Source organism: Streptomyces narbonensis, assembly GCF_014649015.1.
GTDB classification, from domain to species: Bacteria; Actinomycetota; Actinomycetes; order Streptomycetales; family Streptomycetaceae; genus Streptomyces; species Streptomyces narbonensis.
This window is the reverse complement of sequence record NZ_BMSF01000022.1, coordinates 1-26,347: the sequence shown is the minus strand read 5'-3', so window position 1 is coordinate 26,347 and position 26,347 is coordinate 1. Positions and strand designations below refer to the sequence as shown.

Genomic DNA, 26,347 nt, shown 5'->3' with positions numbered 1-26,347 from the left:
CCACCCGTCCCGCCCCCGCTCCGCGTAACCGACGCCCTTCCTGAGCACGACGAGCACGAGAGTCCCCCGCCATGTACGAGCTGTCCCGGGTCCGCCTCTACTCCATCGGCCCCGCCGGTGCGCGTTACGCCGACACCGTCCTGGACCTGCGCGGGGTCGGCGCACCCGTGCCCCACCCCGCCCCCACCCAGGCGGAGTTCTTCGAGGAGGAGCCGGTCGGCCCGCCGCGCCGCCCCGCGCCCGCGGGAGTGCTCTTCCTGGAGAACGGCGGCGGCAAGTCCGTGCTCCTCAAGCTGATCTTCTCGGTCATGCTCCCGGGCCACCGCAACACCCTCGGAGGCGCCAGCTCGGGCGTGCTCCGCAAGTTCCTCCTCGCCGACGACTGCGGACACGTCGCCCTGGAGTGGCAGCACACCCTCACGGGCGAACTCGTCGTCGTCGGCAAGGCCAGCGAGTGGCGCGGCCGCCAGGTCTCCAACGACCCGCGGAAGTTCGCCGAGGCCTGGTACTCCTTCCGCCCCGGCCCCGGGCTCAGCCTGGACAACCTCCCCGTCGCCGAGGCGACCTCCGTCCGCCGGCCCGTCGAGGGCGCCTCCGGGGCCACCGGCCGCCGCCGCACGATGAAGGGCTTCCGCGACGCCCTCACCGAGGCCGGCAAGGCCTACCCGCACCTGGAGGTGGTCTGGGAGGAGATCCACGACCGCTGGAACGAACACCTCGGCGAACTCGGCCTCGACCCCGAACTCTTCCGCTACCAGCGCGAGATGAACGCCGACGAGGGCGAGGCCGCGGGCCTCTTCGCGGTCAAGAAGGACTCCGACTTCACCGACCTCCTCCTGCGCGCCGTCACCGATACCCGGGACACCGACGGCCTCGCCGACCTCGTCGGCGGCTTCGGCAACAAGCTCGGCCGCCGCGCCGAGCTGACCGCCGAGCGCGAGTTCACGGCCGGCTCCGTCGACCTCCTCGGCCGCATCGTCGAGGCCGCCGGGACCCGCGCCCGCGCCCGGGACGTCCACACGGCGGCCGAGCGGCGCACCCGCGTCCTCGCCCGCCGGCTCTCCGGCCGCGCCGACGAGGAGCGCGGCCGGGCGGCCGAGCTCGCCCAGCAGGTCACCTCCGCCGCCCACGCCGTCGCCGAGGCCGAGACCGCCCGCGGCCGCAGCGCCCTCATCTCCGCCGAACTCGCCTACCGGCACGCCTCCCTGGCCCTGACCGCCGCCGAGAAGGGCGCCGCCTCCCAGCGCCGAGAGCTCACGGACGCCCGCACCCTGCACTCCGCCTGGCAGGCGGCGGAGGCCGTGCTCCGCCACCGCGCCGCGGGCGACCGCTCCGCACGCGTGGCCGCAGCCATCCGCGAGGCCGAGCGGGACGCCGCGCCCGCCCTCGCCGCCCGCGCGAAGGCCGCCGCCGATCTCGTACGGGCCCTCGCCGCCGCCGCGGAGGAGGGCGAGCGGCACGCGGCCGAGGAGGAGGAGCGCTCCACGGCCCTCCAGGACGCGAGCGAGACCGCGCACCGCGACGCCACGGCCGCCGCCACCGAGGCACAGCGGGCCCGCAGCGAGGCCGGCCACCTGCGCCAGCGGCTCGCCGAGGTCGAGCAGGAGACCGCGGAGGCGGTACGGGCCGGCTGGCTCGACGACTCCGCGCCCGACGCCGACCCCGCCCGGGCCGCCCTCGCCGCGAGCGACGCGGAGAAGACCGCGGTCGCACTCTGGGACACGGCCCGCGAGGCGGCCAGGACCGCCGCCGACCGCGCCCGCGAGGCCGCAGCCACCGAGGCCCGTGCCGAACTGGCCGCCGCCCGCGCCGCGGACGCCGCCGAGGCCGCGGGGAACGCCTACGACGCGGAGCGCCGCGCCGCAGAGTCCCTCGCCTCCGAGGAGCGGCTCGCCGAGCTGCTGAGCCTCCCGGCCGGCGGCTCGCCCCTCCCGGGCCAGCGCGCGGCAGCCACCGGCCAGGCCGGCACGCCGGAGGTCTCCGCCTCGCGGGACGACTCCGAGGACGACCCCGCCTCCGACGCCGTCCCCGGCGCCGCCTTCGGGCTCGCCGCCGGGCCCGGGACCGCCCCCCAGGGGCCGCTCACCGTCACCGAGTTCGACCGGTACGCCGACGAGCTCCGCACCATGCTCGACCAGGCCGTCGCCTCGGCCGAGCGCCAGCTGTTCGACCTGCGCACCGCCGCGGCCGACGACTCCCGCATCCTCGGCGCCCTCGGCGACGGCGGACTGCTGCCCCCCGGCCCCGATGTCCTCGCCACCGTCGAGTACCTCGGAGAGCAGGGCATCCCCGCCCTCCCCGGCTGGCGCTACCTCGCCCAGGCCGTGGACCCCGCCGACCACGCCCGCGTCCTCGCCGCCCGCCCCGAGCTCGTCGACGGCGTCGTGATCACCGACCCCGTCTCGTACGGCCGCGCCCGGGAGGTCCTCGGCACGGCGGCCCTGCTGCCCCGCTCCACCGTCGCCGTCGGCACCGCCGCCGCCCTGCTCGCCCCCGTACCGGCGCAGGACACGGGCGAGCGCGAGGACAGCGGTGTCTACAGTGTTTTCTTCGTTACGCCGAACCCCGCCATGCACGACGAGCAGGCCGCCGACGAGGAGCGGCACGCCCTGCGCGCCCGCGCGACCGCGCGCGACGAGGAGATCCGTACCCTCGCCGCCCGCCTCGCCGGCGACCGTGCCCTCGCCTCCCGGATCGGCGCCTGGCGCGCGGACTGCCCGCCCGGCATGCTCGCCGAGCTCGCGGCGGTCGCCTCGACCGCCCGCGAGAGCGCCGAGGCCGCCGCCGCGACCCTCGCCGAGGCCCGCACGGCACGGGGCGAGGCCGACGAGACCGCCGCCGAGGCGGCGCAGCTCCGCGACGAGCGCCAGGAGACCGCCCAGCGCGCCCGCCGGGCCGCCGATGCCCTCGCGGGCCTGGCCTTCCGGCTGCGCGAGCGCCCCGCCTGGCAGGCCAAGCTCCGCGAACTCGCCGACGACGCCGCCGAGTCCGAGGCCCGCGCCCAGACCTGTCTGGAGCGCGCCCGCGCCGCCGACGAGGACCGCCGCGCGACCCAGCGCGCCGCCGACGACGCCCACCGCACGGCCCGCGCCCTGCGCGCCGAGCGTGCCGAGATCGCCGGCGCCCCCGACACCCTCCCCGAGGAGGACCCGGCCGCGCCCCGCACCGCGCTCCCCACCCTCCGCGAGGCCTACCGGGCCGCCTCCCAGCTGTACGAGAAGGTCGGCGTCGGTGCCGACCTGCGCGCCGAGCAGGCCCGCGCCGAGAGCGACGAGTCCGCCGCCCTCGCCGAGCTCGACCGCCTCACCAACAAGGTCCGCACCCGAGCCGAACAGCTCCTGGAGTCCACCGACGGCGCCGACGGCCCGTCCCGGCAGGCGGCCGCCGCCCGCGCCGAGTCCCTCGTCCAGATGCTGGAGTCGCGCGCCACGGAGGCGAGCGAGAAGCTCGGCCGGCTCCGCGGCGAGTCCGAGCGCCTGGCCCCCGAGGACGGCGATGCGCACACCGAGCTGCCCGAGGACCGCGTGCCCGTCGACGCCGAGCAGGCGCAGGCGCTGCTGCGTACCGCGACCGGCGAACTGGCCTCCCGTACCGACGCCCTGGAGTCGGCACGGGCCGCGCACGCCGGGCTGCTCCGGGACCACCGGTCCGCCGAGGACGCGGCGGGCGGCTTCGACGAGACGTCGGCCCTCCTGCGCGACCTGCTCCGCGACCACGCCGACGAGGAGCGCGACGAGTCCGAGACGTACACGGGCACCCTGGAGGAGGCCCGCACGACGGCGGGCGAGGCGCGCCGCGCGCTGCGCGGCTGCACGGCCGAGCTGTCCGCCGCCGACGCCGCCGTGCGCGAGGCGAGCGACATCCTCGTCCGGCACGCCAACTCCACCCGCTACGAGCAGGTCCGCACCCCGGCACGCCAGCAGATCCGCGAACTCCCCGCGTCCGCGCTGCCCGAGCACGCCGCCAAGTGGGCCGAGGCCTTCGCGCCCCGGCTCCGGGTCCTCACGGACGAGCTGGCGCAGCTGGAGCGCAACCGCGACTCGATCGTGGACCGGCTGCGCGGCCTCGTGGAGTCCTCGCTCACGACACTCCGCTCCGCGCAGCGGCTGTCCCGGCTCCCCGAGGGGCTCGGCGAGTGGTCGGGCCAGGAGTTCCTGCGGATCCGCTTCGAGGAGCCCGATCAGGCGACCCTCGCGGAGCGGCTCGGCGAGGTCGTCGACGAGGCGACCCGAGCCGCCGTCAAGAAGAACTCCGACCTGCGCCGCGACGGCATGTCCCTGCTGCTGAGGGGCGTGCAGGCGGCCCTCGAACCCAAGGGCGTCTCCGTCGAGATCCTCAAGCCGGACGCCGTGCTGCGCGCCGAGCGGGTGCCCGTCGGGCAGATGGGCGACGTCTTCTCCGGCGGCCAGCTGCTCACCGCGGCGATCGCCCTGTACTGCACGATGGCGGCGCTCCGCTCCAACGACCGGGGCCGGGACAAGCACCGCCACGCGGGCACGCTCTTCCTGGACAATCCGATCGGCCGCGCCAACGCCACGTACCTGCTGGAGCTGCAGCGGGCCGTGTCGGACGCGCTCGGCGTTCAGCTGCTGTACACGACGGGCCTGTTCGACACGACGGCGCTGGCCGAGTTCCCGCTGGTGATCCGGCTGCGCAACGACGCCGACCTGCGGGCCGGGCTCAAGTACATCAGCGTGGAGGAGCACCTGCGTCCCGGTCTGCCGCAGGCGGCCGGGGAGGGTGAGTCGATCCACGGCGAGATCACGGCGACGCGGATGTTCCGCCGGCACGCGTCCGACGACCCCACCGCACCGCAGCCCACCGCCTGACCCACGACGCCGGAGCGGCCCGGCCCCCGCGAGGGGGCCGGGCCGCTCCGGCACGACAGGCGAGCAGGGCCCGGACCGAGGCCCGGACCAGGTCTCAGGCAGCCTCGGACAACCGGGCCGCCTTCGCCCGGGAGGGGGCCCGACCGTCCGCCCGGGCATCCGTCCGGGCGTCCTGACGAGCATCCGACCTGTCCTCGGCCCGTTCTCCGGCCCGTTCTCCGGCCCGATCCTCGGCCTCCTCCTCCGCCCGTTCCTCCGCGCGCCGCTCGCGCCGCAGCTGACGTGCCGTACTGCTCGGCTCCGACACGACCCCGTTGCGCTGGCGCCACACCTGACGGGTGATCCAGACATCGAGGACGCTCCAGGTCGCCACGACCGTCGACACCACCGAGCTGATCGTCATCGGGAACGCCAGCCAGGAGCCCGCGACCGAGCAGTAGAAGGCCACCACCCCCTGGATGAGCGTCACCGACGTGATCATCACGGCGCGCACGGCGGCGTTGCGCACCGGATCCGGCATCCGCTGCCGGCCCTTCTCGTCGTCCACCCACAACTGCCGCGCCGACCGCGACTCGTGTTCCATCGTCCTGTCACTCCCCACCACTGAACGCCTGAGGGACGGCTGCCCGTTGTGAGTGCCTTTACGCGGACAGGACCCTCCCCGTACTTAATGACGCACGAGAGCGGGAAAAGGTTTCGCCTGAATCTGACCGGAACGCACAGTTCCAGCCATCTCCGCAGGCCGGAGAAATGGCACACCATCAGGTGTCCTGTGCCACAGTGGCCGATCCCAACTCCCCGAATACTGGGACATCTCATGATCAACGCTCACTCGACAGGCTGAAAATCGTCCGGACATGCCTTCGAGATGGCCGTGATGCAGTAGTAGGCTCACGCCGCCATTTGTTTGAATCCGAAGGTTGACGCCGCGTGTTGACGCGCGCCGTCACGAGCGTGCAGGACCTCCGTGGCGCGCGGGGGCCGAGCTGGGGGAGGCCATGCGCTTTCGCGGGAAGTCCATCCGCCGGAAGATCGTGGCGTTGCTCCTCGTACCGCTCGTCTCCCTGACCGGCCTCTGGGCCTTCTCGACGGTCCTCACGGGCCGCGAGGCCGACCAGCTCCTCGACGTCGGCTACATCGTCGAGAAGGTCGGCTACCCGCTGGAGGACACCGCCCGTGTCATCCAGCTCGAACGCCGCCAGTCGCTCGTCTACCTCGCCGACCCCCGGGGCTCCACGGCCCTCGCCTCCCTGCGCGAGACCCGCCGTGCCACCGACCTCCAGATATCCCGGATCCGGGCGAACGCCGCCGATCCGGGCGTACGCGAGGAGATGCGGCCCGTCACCACCCAGCGGCTCAACTCCCTCCTCGACGCGCTCGACGACCTCGAATCGCTGCGCCGCTCCGTCGAGAAGCGCAGCATCGGCCGCATCCAGGCCCTCGAGTTCTACAACCGGCTCGTGGACCCCTGCTACAGCTTCCTCATCACCCTCCACGCCCTCGAGAACGTGGAGATGGACAAGCAGGGCCGCGCCCTCGTCGGCATCACCCGCGCCCGCGAGGTCCTCTCCCGCGAGGACGCGCTCGTCCTCTCCGCGCTCGTCGCGGACCGGATCACCGCCCCTGAACTCCGGGCGATCTCGAACCTCATCGCCAACCGCGAGCAGTTCTACGAGGTCAACCTCGAACTCCTGCCGACCGCCGAGCGCGAGCGGTTCGAGAAGTACTGGGCCAGCCCTGAGACCACCGCACTGCGGGCCGCCGAGAAGGCGATCATCGACGAGGGCCCCACCGACGAGCCGCGCGCCGTCACCGCCGCCTACTGGCAGGAGGAGGCGAGCCCCGTCCTGGACGACCTCGCCCGCGAGAACACCGCGGCGGGCGACCGCTACCAGGACCGCGTCCAGCCCGCCGCCTACAGCGTGCTCCTCAAGGTCGGCGTCGCCGGCGTCCTCGGCTTCCTCGCCCTGCTCGCCTCGGTCGTCATCTCCGTCCGCATCGGCCGCTCCCTCGTCCACGACCTGCGCCGCCTGCAGAAGGAGGCCCAGGAGGTCTCCGGCGTGCGGTTGCCCAGTGTCATGCGCAGGCTCGCCGCCGGCGAACACGTCGACGTCGGCATCGAGGTGCCCCACCTCCGGTACGGGGAGGACGAGGTCGGCCAGGTGGGCCAGGCCCTCAACACCCTCCAGCGCGCCGCCGTCGAGGCCGCCGTCAAGCAGTCGGAGCTGCGCCGCGGGGTCTCCGAGGTGTTCGTCAACCTCGCCCGCCGCAACCAGGTCCTGCTCCACCGTCAGCTCACCCTCCTCGACACCATGGAGCGGCGCACGGAGGACACCGAAGAGCTCGCGGACCTCTTCCGCCTCGACCACCTCACGACCCGCATGCGGCGGCACGCCGAAGGCCTCGTGATCCTGTCCGGCGCCGCCCCCTCCCGCCAGTGGCGCAAGCCCGTCCAGCTCATGGACGTCGTCCGCGCCGCCGTCGCCGAGGTCGAGGACTACGAGCGGATCGAGGTACGCAGGCTGCCCCGCCTCGGCGTGGGCGGCCCCGCCGTCGCCGACCTCACCCACCTCATCGCGGAACTCCTCGAGAACGCCACGGTGTTCTCGCCCCCGCACACCGCCGTGCAGGTGCTCGGCGAGCGCGTCGCCAACGGCTTCACGCTGGAGATCCACGACCGGGGTCTCGGCATGAACGCCGACGCGCTCCTCGACGCCAACCTCCGGCTCGCCGAGACCCCCGAGTTCGAGCTCTCGGACACCGACCGCCTCGGCCTCTTCGTGGTCAGCCGGCTCGCCCAGCGGCAGAACGTCCGCGTCTCGCTCCAGCCCTCCCCGTACGGTGGGACCACCGCGGTCGTCTTCATCCCGGCGGCGCTGCTCACCGACGCGCCCGAGACCCAGGGCGCCGGATTCCGCCTGGACCGCAAGTCCGTGGACGCCAGGACTCCGGACGGAAAGACCCTGGAGCGCGGCGGCCACACCGATGGCGACGACCACCGCGACGGCGACATCGCCGGCCCCACGCCGCTGCCGACCCGTCGTCCCGTGCTGGCCCGGGTCCCCGATGTGGCCGAGGCCCCCGGGGTCCTGGACGGTCCCGTCGAGCTGGAAGCGCCGCTCGACGGCGACGAGTTCGACGTGCTGTTCGACCGGTCCGCCGACATCCTCGACACCGAGAGCGAGCGCGGCGGCCTCTTCCGGCCCCGTGACCGCCGCCGCTCCGGCCTCTCGCCGGCCGGCGAGCAGCACCAGCAGGCCCCCGACCAGACGACCGGCCGGAGCGAGGACGACGCGCGCGCCGACGGAGTCGTACGCGCCCCGGTCCCGCTGCCGCGCCGCTCCACCCCCACGCTGGTCGTGGACCGCGGCCGCCGCGTCGACGAACCCGGCCGCTCGCATCCCGCGGTCCCCGACGCTTCCCCGGTCCCGGTCCAGGGCCCCACTCTCGTTCCCGTACCGCCGAAGGGTCCCGTACCGCCGAAGGGCCCCGTGGCTTCGAAGGGACGCGTGACCCCGGAGGGCCCCGTGGCTTCGGCGGACCCCGAGTCGTTCGGCGGGCTGCCGCGCCGCGTCCGCCAGGCCAACCTCGCGCCCCAGCTGCGCGAGACCGAGCGGCCGGCCGACCGGGCCGCGGGAGCGGGCGCCGACGACCGTACGACCGTCGGCGACTCCGGGCCCGAATCCTTCGAGCGCGACGCCGAGGAGGTACGCGCCCGCATGGCCGCCATGCAGCGGGGCTGGCAGCGCGGCCGACGGCACACAGCGGACCCGGACGACACGTCAGCACCAGGAACGACACCCGAGGGGGACGGTCGATGACCGCACCGAACGCCGCAGCACCCAGCACCACCTCCGCATTCGGCCACGGAAACGGCGAGCTGAACTGGCTCCTCGACGAACTCGTCCAGCGGGTCGGGTCCATCCGCAAGGCCCTGGTGCTCTCCAGCGACGGGCTGCCCACCGGCGCCTCACAGCAGCTGACCCGCGAGGACGGCGAGCACCTGGCCGCCGTCGCGTCCGGTTTCCACAGCCTCGCCAAGGGCGTCGGGCGCCACTTCGAGGCGGGCAAGGTCCGCCAGACGGTCGTCGAGCTGGAGGACGCCTTCCTGTTCGTCACGGCCGCCGGTGACGGCAGCTGCCTGGCCGTGCTCGCCGACGCCGACTCCGACGTCGGCCAGGTCGCCTACGAGATGACGCTGATGGTGAAGCGGGTCGGGGCCCACCTCACGACGGCCCCCCGGACCGGCCTGCCCTCCGGAGGATGAGTGGGACGGCATGAGTGACGCAGCCGAGCCGAGCCAGGCGACCGAGGGGCGGGCCCCCGGCCACCACCACTGGTTCGACGCCGACGCCGGGCCGGTGGTCCGTCCGTACGCGATGACCCGCGGCCGGACCAGCGCCGCCACCCGCCACCGGCTCGACCTGATCGCGCTGGTGGTTCCCGAGCCCGCCGCCGACGACCCCGGCCGTGACCAGACGCTCTCCCCGGAACACGTGGAGATCGTCGAACGCTGCTCCGAGCAGCCCCAGTCGATCGCCGAGCTCGCCGCAGGACTCGACCTCCCCGTCGGGGTGGTCCGGGTCCTCGTCGGCGATCTCGTCGAGGACGAACTCGTCCATGTGACCCGCCCCGTTCCGCCGGCCGAGCTGCCGGACGTGAGCATCCTTCGCGAGGTGATCAATGGCCTTCGGGCGCTCTAGCCGCAAGAAGCCGCTCGTCGAGCCGGTGACCCTGAAGATCCTCGTCGCGGGCGGGTTCGGGGTCGGCAAGACGACGCTGGTGGGCGCGGTCAGCGAGATCAGACCCCTGCGCACCGAGGAGATGCTCAGTGAGGCGGGGCGGCCCGTCGACGACCTCCACGGCGTCGAGAACAAGACCACCACCACGGTCGCCATGGACTTCGGCCGGATCACCCTCCGCGAGGACCTCGTCCTGTACCTGTTCGGGACGCCCGGCCAGGACCGTTTCTGGTTCCTGTGGGACGAGCTCGCCCAGGGCGCGCTCGGCGCGGTCGTCCTCGCGGACACCCGGCGCCTGGAGGACAGCTTCGCCGCCATCGACTACTTCGAGCGGCGCGGCATCCCCTTCACGGTCGCCGTCAACTGCTTCGAGGGCGCCCAGCGGTTCCCCGCCGAGAGCGTGCGCGGGGCGCTCGACCTGGATCCCGAGGTCGAGCTCCTGATGTGTGACGCCCGGGACCGGGAGTCCGTGAAGAACGTCCTCGTGGCGGTCGTCCAGCACGCCCTCGTCCTCGCGGACAGGACCCACGCGCCGGCGACCACCTGAGGCCGTCCTGAGCCCCTTCCTCACGGAGGGGGCTCAGCGCACCGCCACCACCGCCGACCCGTGCCCGAACAACCCCTGGTTCGCGGTGATCCCGACGCGGGCCCCGGGCACCTGCCGGTCGCCCGCCGTCCCCCGCAACTGCCAGGTCAGCTCGCAGACCTGGGCGATCGCCTGCGCGGGCACGGCCTCCCCGAAGGAGGCGAGGCCACCGCTGGTGTTGACCGGCAGCCGGCCGCCCAGCGCGGTGACACCCTCGCGCAGCAGCTTGGCGCCCTCTCCCGTCCCGCACAGCCCGATGTCCTCGTACCACTCCAGCTCCAGAGCGGTGGACAGGTCGTACACCTCGGCGAGGGACAGGTCCTCGGGCCCGACCCCCGCCTCCTCGTACGCGGCCCGCGCGATCGAGGCGCGGAAGCCGTGCGGCGCGGGGGAGACGACGGCCGCCGAGTCGGTGGCGATGTCGGGCAGGTCGAGCACCGACTTGGGGTACGTGGGGGAGACCGTGGACACGGCGCGCACCCGCACCGGGTCGGGCCGACCGTGCCTGCGCGCGAAATCCATGCTGGACAGGACGAGTGCGGCGCCCCCGTCCGAGGTGGCGCAGATGTCGAGGAGCCGCAGCGGATCGGCGACGACGGCGGAGGCCGCGACCTCCTCGGCGGTCACGCGCGTGCGGTAGCGGGCCAGCGGATTGAGCGCGCCGGCCGCCGCGTTCTTCACCTTGACCTGGGCGAAGTCCTCGGGCGTGTCTCCGTACAGGGCCATCCTGCGGCGGGCGTAGAGCGCGAAGTACGCGGGGTTGGTCGCGCCGAGCACCCGGAACCGCAGCCAGTCCGGATCGTCCGGCCGCTCGCGGCCCGACGGGGCGAGGAACCCCTTGGGCGTCGCGTCCGCGCCGACCACCAGGACCACGTCCGCGAGCCCGGCCAGGATCTGGGCGCGGGCGGTCCCGATGGCCTGCGCGCCCGAGGCGCAGGCGGCGTAGACGCTGGTGACCCGGGCGCCCTGCCAGCCGAGGGCCTGGGCGAAGGTCGCCCCCGCCACATAACCGGGGTAGCCGCACCGCATGGTGTCCGCGCCGACGATCGAGCCGACGTCCGTCCAGTCCAGACCGGCGTCGGCGAGCGCGGCGCGGGCGGCGGCCGTCCCGTACCCGATGAAGCTCCGGCCCCATTTGCCCCAGGGGTGCATTCCCGCCCCGAGGACGGCGATGTCGTTCACGACCGCTCCTCCCGCTCGTCCCGGGCGACGGGCCGCCAGTTCCAGGTGGTCCAGGTGTGCAGGTCGTCCTCGTTCAGGACACCGGGCACCACCTCGACCTCCGTGCCCACCGCGAGATCGGCCGGCCGGACCCCGGGGGCGGCCTGTCCGAGGACCACCATCGCCTCGGCAGCCAGCTCCACGGCCACGAGCGTGTACGGCTCCCAGGGCGCGTCCGGATCGGAGACGTACGGGGCGGGCGGCCGGTACCGGCCGTCGGTGTACGACCAGACCCGGCCGCGCGGCGAGAGCGGCACCTCGGCGAGCCCACCGCCGCCGGAGCACCCGGGATTGCGGCACCAGTCGTCCTCGCGCGGGAAGAAGACCGAGGCGCAGGCCGTGCAGCGGGTCCCGAGCAGCCGGAACTCCTCCTCCGGCACCGTGTCGTCGGTGAACCACCGGGCCACCACCGGTCTGCGCGTCCGTGCCATCGAGCCCTCCCGAGCCACCCGTACCACCGCTCACCCTGACCTGACGAACCGTCAGAAGTGTGGCACGGGCGCCCGGGGCGGGGAAGACTCAGTGACCGGCCACCGACCGCCGCGCCACCGGGAAGTCGAAGAACGTCCCCGGGAACGGCTCAGGCTTGAAGGTGAAGTGCCACCACTCCTCGGGCAGGTTCACGAACCCCTGTTCCGCGAGCACGCCCTTGAGGAGCTGCCGGTTGGCCCGCTGCGCACCCTGGATCCGCGGGTCGTCGGTGTGCGAGCGCGTGTCGAAGCAGTCGTACCCGGTGCCCATGTCCACGGAGTTGTCCGGGAACCGCTCCACCCGCGGCGCGTAGCACTCGGTCAGCGCCTCGCCCGGTACGTACGCGCGCGTGGGCACCGCGGGCAGCCGCACGATCGTCAGGTCCACCGTCGAGCCCCGGCTGTGCCCGGACTTCTCCGCGATGTAACCGTCCGCGAAAAGCCTCGACTTGTCGACGAGCGGATAGAACTCCCCCTTCATGCGCTCGTCCTCCAGATCCTTCGCCCAGCGCACGAAGTGGTCGACGGCCCGCTGCGGCCGGTAGCAGTCGTAGACCTTCAGGGTGTAGCCCCGGGCCAGCAGCCGCACCTGCGCGCGGTGCAGCGCCTCGGCGGCCGGCCGCGTCAGGATGCACAGCGGCTGCCGGTAGCCGTCGATCGGCTCGCCCACGAAGTTGTGCGCCGTCGTGTAGCGCATCTCCTGGACGATCGTCCGGTCCACCGAGCTCAGCGCCACGAACTCCCGTGGGGCCTTGGGCTCCGGCGCGGCGGAGGCCGGGGGAGCGGGGGCGGCGACGGCGCCCGTCACGGCGAGCAGCCCGGCAGCGGCGGCGACGGCGAGGGTACGGAAAGCGGAAGCAAGTCCTGTCATGCGCACCGTCTATCAGTTCCGGCAGCGCCGGGAAAGGGAGATCGCATACCGTCGGGCCCGTGATGGACTCCCACTGCTCCGCCTGCGGCGCCGCGCACACGCCCGACGCCGGCTGGCCCCGCACCTGCCCGGCCTGCCGCCACACCGCCTACCGCAACCCGCTGCCCGTCGCCGTCGCCCTCCTCCCCGTCACGGACGGGGACCGGGGGACGGGACTCGTCGTCATCACCCGCACCATCGAGCCCCAGAAGGGCGGCATCGCCCTGCCCGGCGGCTTCATCGACCACGCGGAGGACTGGCGCGCCGCCGTCGCCCGGGAACTGCGCGAGGAGACCGGCATCCAGGCCTCCGCCGAGGACGTCCGCCTCGCCGACGCGATGAGCTCCCCGGCCGGCCACCTCCTCCTCTTCGGCCTCCTCCCGCCGCGCCCCGCCACCGCCCTCCCACCCTCGGCCCCCACGGACGAGACCAGCGGCCACCACCTGATCCTCAGCCCACGGCAACTGGCCTTCCCGCTCCACACGGAGGCGGCACGGAAGTGGTTCGCGGGGGCATACGGCTGAGAGGAAGGGAGCACGCCCGACCTCACTCTCCCCTTACGCCCCTTCACATCCCCGAACCCGCACCGGCAGCCCCACCGGCTCCACCCCGTCGTCCGTGACCCGCTCCACCACCACCCGGCCGTCCACGAGCCGCGACTGGTACCGCTCGATCTCGGCCGGCTCCCAGCCGTCCCCGGTGTCCCGGACGACGAGCCCGCCACCCGTGCGCCCCGCCGCGGGCGCCCACACCTCCAGGGCCGGCCCGTCCCCGTCGCCCCGCACCGGCAGCACCGCCCCCGCCCGGGCCAGCACCGGCACCCGCGACAGCGGCGCGTCGAGGAGCACCTGCCCCGGGCCCTCGTACGCCCGCCCCGTCGCCGTGTCGTACCAGCGGCCGCGCGGCAGCCGCACCGCCCGCCGGTCCGCGCCCCGCGTCAGGACCGGCGCCACCAGCAGCGCGTCCCCCAGCAGGAACGCGTCCTCGCAGTCGCGCAGCCCCCGGTCCTCCGGCGTCCCCCACCACACCGGACGGACGTACGGCGCGCCCGTCATCCGCGCGAGCCGAGCCAGCGTCTCGAAGTACGGCCGCAGCCGCTCCCGTTCGGCCAGCGCCACGCGCGCGTGCTCCAGGACCTCGGGCCCGAACTCCCAGGGCTCGCGCCGCCCCGCGTCGATCGCCGAGTGGGTCCGGAAGAACGGCAGCCACGCCCCCAGCTGGATCCAGCGCAGGTACAGCTCGGGCGACGGACTTCCGTCGAAGCCGCCCACGTCCGGCCCCGAGTAAGGCACCCCGCACAGCCCGAGCCCCAGGACCAGGGAGAGCGAGGCCCGCAGTCCCGGCCACCCGGTCGACACGTCCCCCGACCAGGTGCCGCCGTACCGCTGCATGCCCGCCCAGCCGGACCGGGAGAACAGGAACGGCCGCTCCTCGGGCCGCAGCCGGCGCAACCCCTCGTACCCGGCCCGGGCCATCGTCAGCCCGTACACGTTGTGCGCCTCACGGTGGTCACCGCCCCGCCCGTCCAGCGCGTGCCGCGCCGACCGCGGCAGCGTCGGGTCCCCGAAGGGCACGAAGGACACCGGCTCGTTCATGTCGTGCCACACCCCGGAGAAGCCCTGCCGGAGCCGTTCCTCGTACAGACCGCCCCACCACTCCCGTACCGCCGGATCGGTGAAGTCCGGATACGCGCACTCGCCCGGCCACACCTCCCCGCGGACCTCCCCGCCCCGGGCGTCCCGCACGAACGCCCCGGCCGCCCGCCCGCCGTCGTACACGGCGTTCCCCGGCTCCGCCTTCACCGCCGGGTCCACGATCGACACGAGTCGCACGCCCTGCTCCCGCAGCTCCGCCGCGAGCCCCGGCAGATCCGGGAACCGCTCCGCGTCCACCGTGAACACCCGGTGCCTGTCGTAGTGATCGATGTCCAGATGCACGACGGACAGCGGAAGCCCCCGCTCCCGGTACCCGGCCACCACCCGCCGCACCTCCGCCGCGCTGCCGAACCCCCAGCGCGCGTGCTGGGGCCCGAGCGCCCAGGACGGCGGCAGCGCGGGCGCGCCCGTCAGCGCGGCCCAGCCGTGCAGCACGCGCGCGGGGGTGCCGACCACCACCCAGCACCGCAGCGGCCCGCCCCCCATCCGGACCTCGCTGGTCCCCGGCCGGTCGTGCCCCGACCCCGCACCCTCCTCGCCCTCGGCGAGCGTGACCTGCCCGTCCCAGGAGTTGTCGTGGAACGCGAGGTGCGTCCCCGCGTCCGAGACGACGAACTGCACGGGCATGGTGATGTAGAGCGGATCGTCGCCGGGGACGAAGCCCCCCTTGGGGTCGGTGTTCCACAGCCGGTACGAGCCGTCCCGCAGCCGCGGCCCCGCCGCCCGCCCGCCGAGCCCGAAGAAGCGCGCGTCCGCCGGCACCTCACTGCGCTGCACCCACCGCGCCTCCGCACCCGCGGCCCCCACCGGCTCCCACCAGCGCGGCGGCAGGTCCCGGCGCAGCATCACCCCGCCCGGGGTCCGGACCTCCACCGCTCCGTGCCGGGAGACCGCCACCGTCACCCGCTCCGAGACGACCCGCCACCCGCCGTCCGTGTCCGGCTCCAGGGAGGCCCGCGGATCGGGCTCCGGCGCCTCACCGGCCAGCGCGTACGAGGGCAGGGGCTCGGCCCCGTCCCACCCCCAGAACACCGCGCCGCCCGCCGACACACGGATACGCAACGAGGACCGCGCGAACCGGACGATCCCCCCGCCCGGCAGCGCCTCCGCCCCCGTCGCGAGCCCCGGCACCCGCGCCCGCTCCGCCCCCTCCGGCGGCAGCCCCCACGCGTCCGTACGACGATGCCGCCACGCCGCCCGCACCGTCCGCAAGCCCCGCGCCGAACCGAACACCTTGATCGAACGCACCAGTTCCCGACCGTCCATGATGATCACCCTGCCACCCACCAGCAGCGATACGAGCTCCGTTCAACATCCGTTCACCCGTGGTGGGAGCACATGTTCAGCTTGCCGACCGTGGGCAGGCAGACCTGGTGCGAAAGACGATCACATGGCATCGTCCTGTCAGCCGCGTCACGCGCACACCCCAGCACGTGCGCGGGACACACGCCGACCCCGCGTACAGCCAGGGAGCAGCACCATGACATCAGCGCAGACCGAGCCGCTCTGGCAGCCGGACGACGAACGCATCGCCGCCGCGGCCGTCACCCGCTTCCAGGCCTGGGCCGCCGAGCACCACGGTGCCCCGGCCGAGGGCGGCTACCCGGCGCTCCACCGCTGGTCGGTCGAGGAGCTCGAAACCTTCTGGCAGGCCGTCGCCGAGTGGTTCGACGTCCGCTTCTCCACGCCGTACGGGCGGGTCCTCGGCGACCGCTCGATGCCGGGCGCCGAGTGGTTCCCCGGCGCCACCCTCAACTATGCCGAGCACGCCCTGCGCGCGGCCGACGAGCGCCCCCATGACACGGCCCTGCTCCATGTGGACGAAACACATGAACCCGTGCCGACCACCTGGGCCGAGCTCCGCCGCCAGGTCGGCTCCCTCGCCGCCGAACTGCGCGCCATCGGCGTACGCCCCGGTGACCGCGTCAGCGGCTACCTGCCGAACGTCCCGCAGTCCGTCGTCGCGCTCCTCGCCACCGCCGCCGTCGGCGGCGTGTGGACCTCCTGCGCCCCGGACTTCGGCGCCCGCAGCGTCCTCGACCGCTTCCAGCAGGTCGAGCCGGTCGTCCTCTTCACCGTGGACGGCTACCGGTACGGCGGCAAGGAGCACGACCGCCGCGAGACCGTCGCCGAACTCCGCGCCGAGCTGCCCACCCTCCGCGCCGTCGTCCACGTCCCGCTCCTCGGTACCCCCGCCCCGGAAGGGACCCTCGACTGGGCCGACCTCGTCGCCGGCGACGCCGAGCCGGTCTACGAGCAGGTCCCGTTCGCGCACCCGCTGTGGGTCCTGTACTCCTCCGGTACGACCGGCCTGCCGAAGGCCATCGTCCAGTCCCAGGGCGGCATCCTCGTCGAGCACGTCAAGCAGCTCGGCCTCCACTGCGACCTCGGGCCCGAGGACGTGTTCTTCTGGTTCACCTCCACCGGCTGGATGATGTGGAACTTCCTCGTCTCCGGCCTGCTCACCGGCGCGACCGTCGTCCTGTACGACGGCAGCCCCGGCTACCCCGACACCGGCGCCCAGTGGCGCGTCGCCGAGCGCACCCGCGCCACGCTGTACGGCACCTCCGCCGCGTACGTGATGGCCTGCGCGAAGGCCGACGTGCACCCGGGCCGGGACTTCGACCTCTCGGCCGTGAAGTGCGTGGCCACCACGGGCTCCCCGCTGCCCCCCGACGGCTTCCGCTGGCTCCACGACGAGGTCCGCGAGGACCTGTGGATCGCCTCCGTCAGCGGCGGCACGGACGTGTGCTCCTGCTTCGCCGGCGCGGTCCCCACGCTCCCCGTCCACATCGGCGAGCTCCAGGCGGCCGGCCTCGGCACCGACCTCCAGTCCTGGGACCCCTCCGGCAAGCCGGTGATCGGCGAGGTCGGCGAGCTCGTCGTCACCAACCCCATGCCGTCCATGCCGATCCACTTCTGGAACGACCCCGACGGCAGCCGCTACCGCGACAGCTACTTCGAGATGTTCCCGGGCGTCTGGCGCCACGGCGACTGGATCACGATCACCGACCACGGCTCGGTCGTCATCCACGGCCGCTCCGACTCCACCCTGAACCGTCAGGGCGTGCGGATGGGGAGCGCCGATATCTATGAGGCCGTCGAACGCCTGCCGGAGATCCGCGAATCCCTGGTGATCGGCCTGGAGGAGCCGGACGGCGGGTATTGGATGCCGCTCTTCGTCCACCTCGTGGACGGCGCCACCCTGGACGACGAGCTGATCGCCCGCATCAAGCGGACGATCCGCACGGAGCTCTCCCCGCGGCACGTCCCCGACGACATCATCGAGGTGCCGGGCGTCCCCCACACCCTCACCGGCAAGCGCATCGAGGTCCCGGTCAAGCGCCTTCTCCAGGGCACCCCCCTGGCCAAGGCGGTCAACGCCGGCTCGGTCGACAACCTCGGTCTCCTCCACTTCTACGAGACCCTGGCGGCCACCCGCAGGTCCTGAGGCGGCACACGAGAAGAGGCCGGCCCCCACGACAGGGAACCGGCCTCCTCTCACGCGCGACCGGACGCCTCCACGCCTACAGGGCCCGGCCGCCGGAGCCGCCCGGCCGCTCACCGGTCCGCTCGACGGCGCCCTTGGCGAGGACGGCCGACAGACCGAGCACGGTGCCCTTCTTCCCCGCGGCCGTGGTCTCGACGAGCACCGTGCGCTCCCCGAGGAACGCCGACGTGGTCCGGTCGAAGATCCACTGGGTCTGCTCGCCGTCGGCGGTACGGGCGACGGCGACGCCCTCGCGCCCCGCGGCGTCCTTCGCGGACGGCAGGAGGGAGACCCCGGGGATCCGCGCAGCGGCCTCGTACAGCGCGGACGTCACCTTCGGAGGGGCCCACGTCTCGGCGAGCAGCGTCCCGATCGCCCGGAAGGCCCGCTGATCTGCATCGCCCCCGTCCCCGCGGGTCTCCTCCCGGATCAGCCGCAGCAGCGCCTCGGGATCGGTCGGCAGGGTGGCCACGTACGCGTGCGTCGGATTCGTGACGGACGCCGCCCCGGCACCCAGGGTGGACGGCCGCGGCGACGCGCCCGGGTGGTCCAGCTCGTACACGGGCAGGCTCGGGGAGAGCACGGAGTCGGCCGAGCCGGCCACACGCAGGAGGCCCGCCCGGCTGCCGTCGGCGGAGAGCCACACCTCACGCTGACGGACGGGCGACAGCGTGGCTACGCCACCAGCGGCGCTGCGCCCGGCGTGGGCGGCCAGGCTCCTGATGTAGACGAAGTCCTGGGGCCGTGCGTCCGGCGCCGGAGCGGCGGCGGCGGCGAGCGCGGCACGGGACAGCAACCGCCCGGCGTCGGGCGCCGTCGGCTGCCCGGCCTCGATCCGGCCCGTGGGCCCGGCGGGAGCCTCCGCCGGCGCGAGGACGACGACACCGGCCACCAGCGCGCAGGCCGCGGCAGGTGCGGCGATCCAGGTGAAGCGGGGGACGGCACGGGCGGAACGCGGACGGCGCGCGGCGGGCCCGGAGGCCAGGGCGTCGCGCAGGACGGCGTACCGGAGCGCGTGCTCCCGCTCGGGCTCGAGATCGGGGACGGGCGGCGGCGGGAGCAGCTCCGCCAGCTCGCCGCGCAGGCGCTCGTCCGAGGGGAAGTGCGTCGAGTGCGTCTTTCGGGTGGCGTTCATGACGGGTTCTCCGAGGTCGTTCGGGGCACGAGGGCGGAGCGGACGGCGGACGGGACGACGGGCTGACCGGCGGGGAGGCCAACGGCCTGAACGACGGGCGGTCGACCGGCAGGGCGAGCGCCGTGCTCGGGACCGGGCCGCTCACCCGCGGCCCGCACGAGGGAACGGCCGACGACGGAAGGCCCGTCGGGCCCCGCCCCCGCGCCCCGCTGTCGCCGCCGCAGCGCACGCAGTTCGGCGTCGGCGAGCTTTCGAAGCCGCTCACGCGCCCGGGACAGCCGGGACCGTACGGTCCCGACCGGTATCCCCAACGCCTCCCCGGCCGCCGCGTAGTCGAGGCCGGCCCACACGACGAGCGTGAAGACCTCCCGCTCGCGGCGCCGGAGCCTGCCGAGCGCGGCCCGGGCAGCGCGTACCTGCTCGCCGTCCGTCATCCGGGCGAGGACGTCGTCGGCGAAGTCCGGCAGCACACCGCGCTCGGGGAGTCTGGCGAGCGCCGCGTCCCGCCGGCGCGCCTCCCGCGCGGCGCCGCGCATGATGTTGGTCGCGATGCCCAGCAGCCACGGACGCAGGGACCCGCCGTCGGCGTGCACCTTCCCGCGGCAGCGCCACGCCTCCAGGAAGGTGGCGGAGACGACGTCCTCAGCCGCCGCCCGGTCGCCGCACACCCGGTACGCGTAGTGGTACAGGACCCGCGCGTGCTCGTCGTACGCCTCGCCCAGCGCCGCCGGGTCTCCGGCGCGGAAACGATCTCTCATAGGTGATTCCACATATGGCACTGGGCGCCGGTTCGCCCGAGTTCCGGTGACGTGGACCACACCGGCACGCCGCAGCGCAGGCGAGGCGCTCCGGACCGGTCCGCGATGCGCCCCGGACATCAAGGAGCCCCGGCTGGAGACAGACCAGCCCTGGGGCTCCGCGCATCCATCCCCCTCCGCTCCGCTTCACCCCCCGTACGTGGCCTCCGAGTCCCCGAGGACCCCGGCGAAGTCCGCGGCGAGCAGCACCGCGTCGGCCGGCGCGAGCGCCGCCGCCGTGATGCGGACGGCCGGCGGAGCGACGATCCGGAACCGCGCGCCCGCAGCGACCCACCAGCCCTGCGTCCGCAGCCCGTTGACCACGGCGGACTCGTCCCGCACAGGCACCCACACGTTCAGCCCGCTCGCCCCCACGGCACGGATCCCGTACACGCCGAGCGCCCCGATCAGCGCCGCGCGCCGTTCCGCGTACGCGGCCTCGCCCGCGGCGACCAGCTCGCCCACGGCCCCGTCGGCGAACAGCCCGGCCACCGTCTCCTGGAGTACGTGACTGACCCAGCCCGAGGTCATCAGCATCCGCCCGTCGTGCCGCGCGAGCGTCACCGCGTCACACGCGACCCCGGCCCAGCGCAGGTCGATCCCCAGGTGCTTCGACGCGGTCCGCACCTGCGCCCACCGGTCGAGCCCCGCCGCGGCGAGCGTGTACGCGGCGGCCCCGCCGACCTCGGCGTTGTGATCGTCCTCGACCACGAGGACCTCGGGGAACTCCCGCAGCACGGCGACCAGTTCGTCCCGCCGCGACCGCGTGAAGAACGCGCCGGTCGGACACTGCCCGCGCGGACTGCACACCACCGCGCGCACCCCGCCCCGCAGCGCCGTCCGCAGCGATTCCGGTACGAGCCCCTCGCCGTCCACCGCGACCGGCACCATCCGCAGCCCGAGCGCGGGCACGAGGTCGAGCAGGTGGTGGAAGCCGGGGTCCTCGACGGCCACCGCGTCGCCGGGCCGCAGCTCGGTCGAGAGGAGCCGCGCGATGCAGTCGAGCGCGCCGTGCGCGAACGTCACGTGCTCCGCGGGTACCCCGTCCCGCTCGAACCACTCCCGGGTCAGTGCTTCGAGGGCCGGCAGGCGCGGCGCGGCGCGATGGGAGCCGTACACGGGGGCGACGGCCGACGGCGGCCGCAGGACCGGCAGGAAGGCGGGGTCGGGATGACCGCCGGCGAGATCGACGAGCCCGGCGGGCACGCGCGGGGGCCGCCGGGAGGCCACCGAGGGTACGTCGGCGACCACCGTGCCGCCCCGGCCGCGGGTGACGATCAGCCCCCGCTGACGCAACTCCTTGTAGGCGGTCGCGACCGTCCCCGGACTCACCCCGAGATCGTCGGCGAGCCGCCGCACGGGCGGCAGCGCGTCGCCGGGCGCGAGCCCGCCCTCGGCCACGCCCCGTTCGACGGACGCGGCAATCCCCTTGGCCGTAGCCCCTGCGATCACATATTGTGCTGCCACGTAACGCATTATGTATCGATACAAAAGAATGTGCAAGGGGGACCCATGAGGAGCACGACCCGCCCACCACTGAAGGACCGCATCCCGGGCGGCAGAGACGGCCGCCGGATGCTCGTCATCGGCTTCATCGACAAGTGCGGCACAGGCCTCTGGTCCACGGCGATGGCCCTCTACTTCACCTACGTCACAGGGCTCGGCCTCGGACAGGTGGGCCTCCTCATCGCCGTATCGGGGGCATTCGGCATCGCGGGCGCCCCCCTCGGAGGCCGCCTCGCGGACCGCTTCCCCCTCGTCCGCGTGATCATCTGCACCCAGCTCCTCCGTGCGGCAGCCCTCCTGGCCCTCCTCACGACCGACGACTTCCCCCTCCTCGTCCTGATCTCGGCGATCGGCGCGCTCCCCGACCGCGCGACCAACGTCCTCACCAAGCTCTACGCGGCCCGCGTGGCAGGCCCCGACCGCGTCCGCTACCAGGCGATCAACCGCACCACCTCCAACATCGGCTGGACCCTGGGCGGCCTCGGAGCCGCGGCGGCACTCGCGGTCGGCTCCACCACCGCCTACCAGCTCCTCCTCGTCGGCGACGCGCTCTCCTACCTCGTCATGGCGGCGCTCACCCTCCGCTGCGCCGAGCCGCCCGCCCCCGCGCCCTCACGCGTCGTCGCGGCCTCCACCGACGCGACCCCCACGGCCAAGCCCTCGAGCCCCTGGCGCGACCGCGGATTCCTCGCCTTCACAGCGGGCGACGGCGTCTTCTTCCTCCACGACTCGATCCTCCAGGTCGCCCTGCCCCTCTGGATCGTCCACGCGACCGACGCCCCCGTGGGTCTCGCACCCCTCCTGCTGGTCCTCAACAGCGTCCTCGTCGTGGTCTTCCAGGTCCCGCTCTCACGCTTCGGCGCGACGACCGAAGCGGCCCGCGGCCTCTACACCCCGCTCGCGGCGCTCTTCGCGGTCGGAACCCTCGCCGTCGCGGCCTCCGCTCTGGGCGGCCCGAACCTCTCCGTCGCAGCCCTCGTCACAGCGGCCGTCACCCTCACCTTCGCCGAGATGGTCCACACCATCACCTCCTGGGAGATCTCCGTCGCCCTCGCCCCCGACGACGCCCAGGGCGCCTACCTCGGCGTCCACGGCCTCGCCCAGTCCACCCAGCGCTTCGCCGGCCCCCTCCTCATGACGGGACTCGTCGCGACGGGCCCCCTGGGCTGGCCCTTCCTCGGCGCCGCCCTGGTCGCGACCTGCGCGGCCCAGAACCGACTGGTCCGCCGACGCCTCACCCGACCGTCACTGTCAGCGCAGGCGGTTACGGTGAGTGAGCACTGATCGGACGGTCACCAGGGGGATGCATGAACCGGACCGCGACAACCACGACCAACCTCCGCCGCGCCCTGCGCCGCGAGGTCCCCAGCACCGTCGGCCTCCTCGCCGACGCGCGCGACTTCGCGGCCATGCGCCGCTACACCACCTTCGCCTTCGACGACCACACGACCTACCTCCAGCAGATCGAAGCACTCCTCAAGTCCCTCGCGACCCAGGGAGGACACACCACGGTCACCCTCTTCGACCCCGAGGAGTACGAGGCCTACTGCGCCGACACGGCGATCGACCCCGACACCCCGACGAGCCGCAGCCGCTTCACCGCCCACCTCGCCACCACGGGCGCCCGCATCACCTACACCGGCCAGCCCCTCAGCACCCTCCTGCCCGAGCTCGTCGACACCGCGGTCCGCCACGCGACCTGGGAGTACGCGACCACGGTCCTCGCGACCGCCGGCGACTGCGCGACCTGCGGCAAGGACATGGGCAGGGCAGCCTTCACCCGCGCCGCCCGCCTGCTGGCCCGCCTCCTCGAAGCAGCGGGCCCCGGCCCCCACCACCTCGTCTGCAGCGTCCCCGCCGGCGAGGACCAACTCCTTGCAGTCCTCCGCGCCGACGACGACACCGACCCCGCCGGCCCGGAGGCGACGGAGTTCACCGCGGTCCTGGCGGCAGGCATCGCCCTCGCGACACCCGGCGGACTCGTCCTGCGCACCATGGACCCCGACGCCCCCGACCGTCTCCACGGCTGGCGCCTCACCGACGGCACCCTGACACCCCTCACCGCAGCAGAGGTCTTCGCCGCCTACTGCACCGACGCCCGCACAGGAGAACCCCTCTCCCCGGAGCCCGGCGTCGACTACAACGCCGGCTTCCCCCTCGCCCCCGACCCCGACGACGAGTGGCCCACCCACCACTGACCGGGTACGCCGAAGGGGCTCCCCGCCACCAATGACGGGAAGCCCCTCCGATCCCTACGTCAGCGAAGGCCCGGGATCACTCCCCGGACAGCACCGCCTGCGCTGCGAGCCGCGCCTCGTGCGCGGTGTCCGCGGCACGGGCCGCCGCAGCGGCCCGCTCGCACTGCGCCAGCGTGTACTTGGCCAGCGTCGCCCGGACATAGGGAATCGACGCAGCGCCCATAGACAGGGAGGTGACACCGAGACCCGTCAGCACACAGGCGAGCAGAGGATCCGAAGCGGCCTCACCACACACACCACAGCTCTTGCCCTCGGCCTTGGCCGCCTCGGCGGACAACGCGACGAGGTCGAGCAGCGCGGGCTGCCAAGGGTCCTGGAGCCGCGACACCGCACCGACCTGACGGTCGGCGGCGAAGGTGTACTGCGCGAGGTCGTTGGTACCCAACGACAGGAACTCGACCTCCTGCAGGATCGAGCGCGCCCGCAGCGCGGCCGAGGGAATCTCGACCATCGCACCGAACTTCGCCCGCAGCCCGGCCTCACGGCACGCGTCGGCGAAGGCCTTCGCGTCCGTACGGTCGGCCACCATCGGAGCCATGACCTCGAGGTACACGGGCAGCCCCTCGGCCGCCTTCGCCAGCGCGGTCAGCTGCGTCCGCAGCACCTCCGGGTGATCGAGCAGCGACCGCAGCCCACGCACACCCAGCGCCGGGTTCGGCTCGTCCGCCGGCGTCAGGAAGTCCAGCGGCTTGTCCGCACCCGCGTCGAGCACACGCACGACGACACGGCCCTCGGGAAACGCCTCGAGGACCTTGCGGTACGCCTCGAACTGCTTCTCCTCGGACGGAGCCTGCTTGCTGTCGTCAAGGAAGAGGAACTCGGTCCGGAACAGACCGACGCCCTCCGCTCCCGCCTCCACAGCGGCCGGCACGTCCGCCGGACCACCGACATTGGCGAGCAGCGGCACCTTGTGCCCGTCCGAGGTCGCACCGGGACCACTGGACGAGGCCAGCGCGGCCTTCCGCGCTGCGGCGGCCTGCGTCAGCTCCGCCTTCTTCTCCTCGCTCGGGTCGACGAAGATCTCACCGGTCGAACCGTCGACCGCGATGAGCGTCCCCTCGGCAAGCTCACCGGCGCCCGGCAGCGCGACGATGGCGGGCACACCGAGCGCCCGCGCGAGAATCGCGCTGTGGCTGGTCGGCCCGCCCTCCTCCGTGACGAAGCCGAGCACGAGCGTCGGGTCGAGCAGCGCGGTGTCGGCGGGCGCGAGGTCCCGCGCGATCAGCACGTACGGCTCGTCGCTGTCCGGCACACCCGGCATCGGGACACCGAGCAGCCGGGCGACGATCCGGTTCCGTACGTCGTCCAGGTCGGCGACGCGGCCGGCCATGTACTCACCGGCGCCCGCGAGCAGCTCCCGGTAGTGCGAGAACGCGTCGTAGATACCGCGCTCAGCCGTGCTGCCGACCGCGATCCGGCGATCGACGTCGGCGATGAGCTCCGGGTCCTGCGCGATCATCGCCTGAGCCTCGAGCACCGCCTGGGCCTCACCGCCGGCGAGATTGCCTCGCGCGTTCAGGTCCGCGGCCACAGCTTCCACCGCCTGGCGGGCGCGCCCCTGTTCGCGCTCCGCCTCGTCGGCCGGAATCTGCTTGGCCGGCGGCTCGAGAACCGCCGTGCCCATGTGCCGGACCTCGCCGATAGCCACACCGTGGCTGACGCCGACGCCTCGCAGCGTTGTCTCCATCTCACCCGTCTCCGATTGAGCGACGGCCCCGGCCGCCGCGTTGAATGTCGAACTCGCGGTCGTCACGAGGACGATCGGGCTCAGCTCCAGCCGAAGAGCTGGTCGCCGGCCTTCACGTCGCCGTCCTCGACGAGGCCGGAGAGCGAGTCCGCGGTGGCCTCCAGGGCCACGATGGGACAGATGGGGGACTTGCCGGCGGCCTCGACCTCAGCGGGGTTCCAGCGCACGACGGCCTGTCCGCGCGTCACGGTGTCACCCTTGTTGACGAGCAGCTCGAAGCCCTGCCCGTTGAGCTGAACGGTGTCGATGCCGAGGTGGGTGAGCACGCCGTGCCCCTCACTGTCGACGACGACGAAAGCGTGCGGGTGCATGGAGACGATGACCCCGTCGAGAGGGGACACCGCCTCCGAGGCCTCACGCACGGGATCGATGGCGGTACCGGGACCGACCATCGCACCGGAGAAGACCGGGTCGGGAACTGCGGCGAGACCGATGGCGCGTCCAGCAAGCGGCGACGTCACGGTTGTCATGGGAAGCCTCCCAGGGGCGGAGATTGTGTGGCGCCGTCACTACCTGTCCTGGACGGCGTACTGTTCAGAAGCGTAAGTCATAAGAAGTCCTAGTTCCGCACGAGACGTACCAGTTGGGCGGGCCTAGGACTACCCCGAAACGATTTGCCTCTACTGACGGTGGGATGTACTGTCGTACTCCTGCCTGACCCCAACGCGGCTTTGGGTCGCGGGTCGGCAGCACCTATCAAGCCAGATCCTAACCCCAGTGGTCTACACCTCTGCGTGCGTCAGCTCGCCGGGGGAGTGGTCAGGGGGACCGAGAAAGCCTGGTAATGTTTGACCCCGCCGGGAACGGGAAACGCGAAAGCGAATTCCGCCCCGACACCCCGCTCCAGCGGGTGGCAGAAACGAGAAATCGGATCTGCTAGGCTGGAAACACGAAATACCGAGGAAAAGCCCGGAGGAAAGCCCGCGAGGGTGAGTACGAAGGAAGCGTCCGCACCTTGAGAACTCAACAGCGTGCCAAAAATCAACGCCAGATTAGTTGAT

20 protein-coding genes are annotated in these 26,347 nt (G+C 73.6%); 9 read left to right on the top strand and 11 right to left on the bottom strand.

Features of this window, described 5'->3' with window-relative positions:
- The first annotated feature begins 71 nt into the window (after positions 1-71).
- The gene (locus tag IE124_RS30335) at positions 72-4,829 is read left to right on the top strand and encodes a hypothetical protein (RefSeq protein ID WP_189512524.1); all 4,758 of its coding nucleotides are present in this window, start codon (positions 72-74) and stop codon (positions 4,827-4,829) included.
- A gap of 94 nt (positions 4,830-4,923) precedes the next feature.
- On the opposite strand, the gene IE124_RS30330 is transcribed toward IE124_RS30335, so the two are convergent.
- Positions 4,924-5,412 (bottom strand): hypothetical protein, encoded by a 489-nt coding sequence (locus tag IE124_RS30330; RefSeq protein WP_229833030.1) that lies wholly within the window; start codon positions 5,410-5,412, stop codon positions 4,924-4,926.
- Positions 5,413-5,827: 415 nt separating this feature from the next.
- Between IE124_RS30330 and IE124_RS30325 the strand changes: the two genes are divergently transcribed.
- From IE124_RS30325 to IE124_RS30310, 4 genes are read left to right on the top strand one after another with little or no spacing between them, the layout of a single operon-like run.
- Positions 5,828-8,650 (top strand): sensor histidine kinase, encoded by a 2,823-nt coding sequence (locus tag IE124_RS30325; protein WP_189512521.1) that lies wholly within the window; start codon positions 5,828-5,830, stop codon positions 8,648-8,650.
- Entirely contained in the window at positions 8,647-9,096 is a 450-nt protein-coding gene (locus tag IE124_RS30320) for a roadblock/LC7 domain-containing protein (protein WP_024759210.1), read from the top strand. The genes IE124_RS30325 and IE124_RS30320 overlap by 4 nt, the downstream gene beginning before the upstream one ends.
- A gap of 10 nt (positions 9,097-9,106) precedes the next feature.
- Complete coding sequence (locus tag IE124_RS30315) at positions 9,107-9,532, top strand: DUF742 domain-containing protein (RefSeq protein ID WP_189512518.1); 426 nt, start codon at positions 9,107-9,109, stop codon at positions 9,530-9,532.
- Positions 9,513-10,118: a GTP-binding protein gene (locus tag IE124_RS30310; RefSeq protein WP_189512515.1), complete on the top strand. Its 606-nt coding sequence runs from the start codon at positions 9,513-9,515 to the stop codon at positions 10,116-10,118. The genes IE124_RS30315 and IE124_RS30310 overlap by 20 nt, the downstream gene beginning before the upstream one ends.
- A 33-nt stretch (positions 10,119-10,151) precedes the next feature.
- Here the strand turns inward: IE124_RS30310 and IE124_RS30305 are convergent, their stop codons facing one another.
- From IE124_RS30305 to IE124_RS30295, 3 genes are all read right to left on the bottom strand, one after another.
- Complete coding sequence (locus IE124_RS30305; RefSeq protein ID WP_229833038.1) at positions 10,152-11,309, bottom strand: lipid-transfer protein; 1,158 nt, start codon at positions 11,307-11,309, stop codon at positions 10,152-10,154.
- A gap of 26 nt (positions 11,310-11,335) precedes the next feature.
- Positions 11,336-11,809 (bottom strand): Zn-ribbon domain-containing OB-fold protein, encoded by a 474-nt coding sequence (locus IE124_RS30300; protein ID WP_189512510.1) that lies wholly within the window; start codon positions 11,807-11,809, stop codon positions 11,336-11,338.
- 88 nt (positions 11,810-11,897) lie between these two features.
- Complete coding sequence (locus IE124_RS30295; protein ID WP_189512507.1) at positions 11,898-12,719, bottom strand: M15 family metallopeptidase; 822 nt, start codon at positions 12,717-12,719, stop codon at positions 11,898-11,900.
- A 62-nt stretch (positions 12,720-12,781) separates the two neighbouring features.
- Between IE124_RS30295 and IE124_RS30290 the strand changes: the two genes are divergently transcribed.
- Positions 12,782-13,282 carry an NUDIX domain-containing protein gene (locus IE124_RS30290; protein ID WP_189512701.1) on the top strand — a complete coding sequence of 167 codons (501 nt, stop codon included), beginning with the start codon at positions 12,782-12,784 and terminating at the stop codon, positions 13,280-13,282.
- A gap of 33 nt (positions 13,283-13,315) precedes the next feature.
- On the opposite strand, the gene IE124_RS30285 is transcribed toward IE124_RS30290, so the two are convergent.
- Positions 13,316-15,679 carry a glycoside hydrolase family 31 protein gene (locus tag IE124_RS30285; RefSeq protein WP_189512504.1) on the bottom strand — a complete coding sequence of 788 codons (2,364 nt, stop codon included), beginning with the start codon at positions 15,677-15,679 and terminating at the stop codon, positions 13,316-13,318.
- A 214-nt stretch (positions 15,680-15,893) separates the two neighbouring features.
- On the opposite strand from IE124_RS30285, the gene IE124_RS30280 reads away from it, so the two are divergent.
- A complete protein-coding gene (locus IE124_RS30280; protein ID WP_189512501.1) occupies positions 15,894-17,864 on the top strand; it encodes an acetoacetate--CoA ligase in 1,971 nt (656 codons plus the stop codon).
- A 76-nt stretch (positions 17,865-17,940) separates the two neighbouring features.
- Here IE124_RS30280 and IE124_RS30275 read toward each other — a convergent pair whose 3' ends face one another.
- The 3 genes from IE124_RS30275 to IE124_RS30265 all read right to left on the bottom strand — a co-directional run bounded on the left by IE124_RS30275 (position 17,941) and on the right by IE124_RS30265 (position 21,302).
- Entirely contained in the window at positions 17,941-19,038 is a 1,098-nt protein-coding gene (locus IE124_RS30275) for a CU044_5270 family protein (protein WP_189512498.1), read from the bottom strand.
- Complete coding sequence (locus IE124_RS30270; protein WP_189512496.1) at positions 19,035-19,796, bottom strand: RNA polymerase sigma factor; 762 nt, start codon at positions 19,794-19,796, stop codon at positions 19,035-19,037. The genes IE124_RS30275 and IE124_RS30270 overlap by 4 nt, the downstream gene beginning before the upstream one ends.
- A gap of 186 nt (positions 19,797-19,982) precedes the next feature.
- On the bottom strand, positions 19,983-21,302 hold the full coding sequence (locus tag IE124_RS30265) for an aminotransferase class I/II-fold pyridoxal phosphate-dependent enzyme (protein ID WP_189512493.1): 1,320 nt from the start codon (positions 21,300-21,302) through the stop codon (positions 19,983-19,985).
- A gap of 45 nt (positions 21,303-21,347) precedes the next feature.
- On the opposite strand from IE124_RS30265, the gene IE124_RS30260 reads away from it, so the two are divergent.
- Both IE124_RS30260 and IE124_RS30255 read left to right on the top strand, forming a co-directional pair.
- The gene (locus tag IE124_RS30260) at positions 21,348-22,625 is read left to right on the top strand and encodes an MFS transporter (RefSeq protein WP_306432445.1); all 1,278 of its coding nucleotides are present in this window, start codon (positions 21,348-21,350) and stop codon (positions 22,623-22,625) included.
- A gap of 23 nt (positions 22,626-22,648) precedes the next feature.
- Positions 22,649-23,539 carry a DUF8829 domain-containing protein gene (locus IE124_RS30255; protein WP_189512490.1) on the top strand — a complete coding sequence of 297 codons (891 nt, stop codon included), beginning with the start codon at positions 22,649-22,651 and terminating at the stop codon, positions 23,537-23,539.
- A gap of 76 nt (positions 23,540-23,615) precedes the next feature.
- Here IE124_RS30255 and ptsP read toward each other — a convergent pair whose 3' ends face one another.
- The 3 genes from ptsP to IE124_RS35120 form a co-directional block, all read right to left on the bottom strand.
- Positions 23,616-25,286, bottom strand: coding sequence for a phosphoenolpyruvate--protein phosphotransferase (gene ptsP, locus IE124_RS30250; protein ID WP_189512487.1), 1,671 nt, complete (start codon positions 25,284-25,286; stop codon positions 23,616-23,618).
- 80 nt (positions 25,287-25,366) lie between these two features.
- A complete protein-coding gene (locus tag IE124_RS30245) occupies positions 25,367-25,816 on the bottom strand; it encodes a PTS sugar transporter subunit IIA (protein ID WP_189512484.1) in 450 nt (149 codons plus the stop codon).
- 269 nt (positions 25,817-26,085) lie between these two features.
- Positions 26,086-26,347, bottom strand: a 262-nt coding sequence (locus tag IE124_RS35120) for a hypothetical protein (protein ID WP_229833027.1), incomplete at its 5' end; no start/stop codon positions are given.

Bases quoted from the DNA above. Each gene is read 5' to 3' on its own strand.
- IE124_RS30335 (WP_189512524.1), top strand. From the start codon at position 72: ATGTACGAGCTGTCCCGGGTCCGCCTCTACTCCATCGGCCCCGCCGGT.
- IE124_RS30330 (WP_229833030.1), bottom strand. From the start codon at position 5,412: ATGGAACACGAGTCGCGGTCGGCGCGGCAGTTGTGGGTGGACGACGAG.
- IE124_RS30325 (WP_189512521.1), top strand. From the start codon at position 5,828: ATGCGCTTTCGCGGGAAGTCCATCCGCCGGAAGATCGTGGCGTTGCTC.
- IE124_RS30320 (WP_024759210.1), top strand. From the start codon at position 8,647: ATGACCGCACCGAACGCCGCAGCACCCAGCACCACCTCCGCATTCGGC.
- IE124_RS30315 (WP_189512518.1), top strand. From the start codon at position 9,107: ATGAGTGACGCAGCCGAGCCGAGCCAGGCGACCGAGGGGCGGGCCCCC.
- IE124_RS30310 (WP_189512515.1), top strand. From the start codon at position 9,513: ATGGCCTTCGGGCGCTCTAGCCGCAAGAAGCCGCTCGTCGAGCCGGTG.
- IE124_RS30305 (WP_229833038.1), bottom strand. From the start codon at position 11,309: ATGCACCCCTGGGGCAAATGGGGCCGGAGCTTCATCGGGTACGGGACG.
- IE124_RS30300 (WP_189512510.1), bottom strand. From the start codon at position 11,809: ATGGCACGGACGCGCAGACCGGTGGTGGCCCGGTGGTTCACCGACGAC.
- IE124_RS30295 (WP_189512507.1), bottom strand. From the start codon at position 12,719: ATGACAGGACTTGCTTCCGCTTTCCGTACCCTCGCCGTCGCCGCCGCT.
- IE124_RS30290 (WP_189512701.1), top strand. From the start codon at position 12,782: ATGGACTCCCACTGCTCCGCCTGCGGCGCCGCGCACACGCCCGACGCC.
- IE124_RS30285 (WP_189512504.1), bottom strand. From the start codon at position 15,679: ATGGACGGTCGGGAACTGGTGCGTTCGATCAAGGTGTTCGGTTCGGCG.
- IE124_RS30280 (WP_189512501.1), top strand. From the start codon at position 15,894: ATGACATCAGCGCAGACCGAGCCGCTCTGGCAGCCGGACGACGAACGC.
- IE124_RS30275 (WP_189512498.1), bottom strand. From the start codon at position 19,038: ATGAACGCCACCCGAAAGACGCACTCGACGCACTTCCCCTCGGACGAG.
- IE124_RS30270 (WP_189512496.1), bottom strand. From the start codon at position 19,796: ATGAGAGATCGTTTCCGCGCCGGAGACCCGGCGGCGCTGGGCGAGGCG.
- IE124_RS30260 (WP_306432445.1), top strand. From the start codon at position 21,348: ATGAGGAGCACGACCCGCCCACCACTGAAGGACCGCATCCCGGGCGGC.
- IE124_RS30255 (WP_189512490.1), top strand. From the start codon at position 22,649: ATGAACCGGACCGCGACAACCACGACCAACCTCCGCCGCGCCCTGCGC.
- ptsP (WP_189512487.1), bottom strand. From the start codon at position 25,286: ATGGAGACAACGCTGCGAGGCGTCGGCGTCAGCCACGGTGTGGCTATC.
- IE124_RS30245 (WP_189512484.1), bottom strand. From the start codon at position 25,816: ATGACAACCGTGACGTCGCCGCTTGCTGGACGCGCCATCGGTCTCGCC.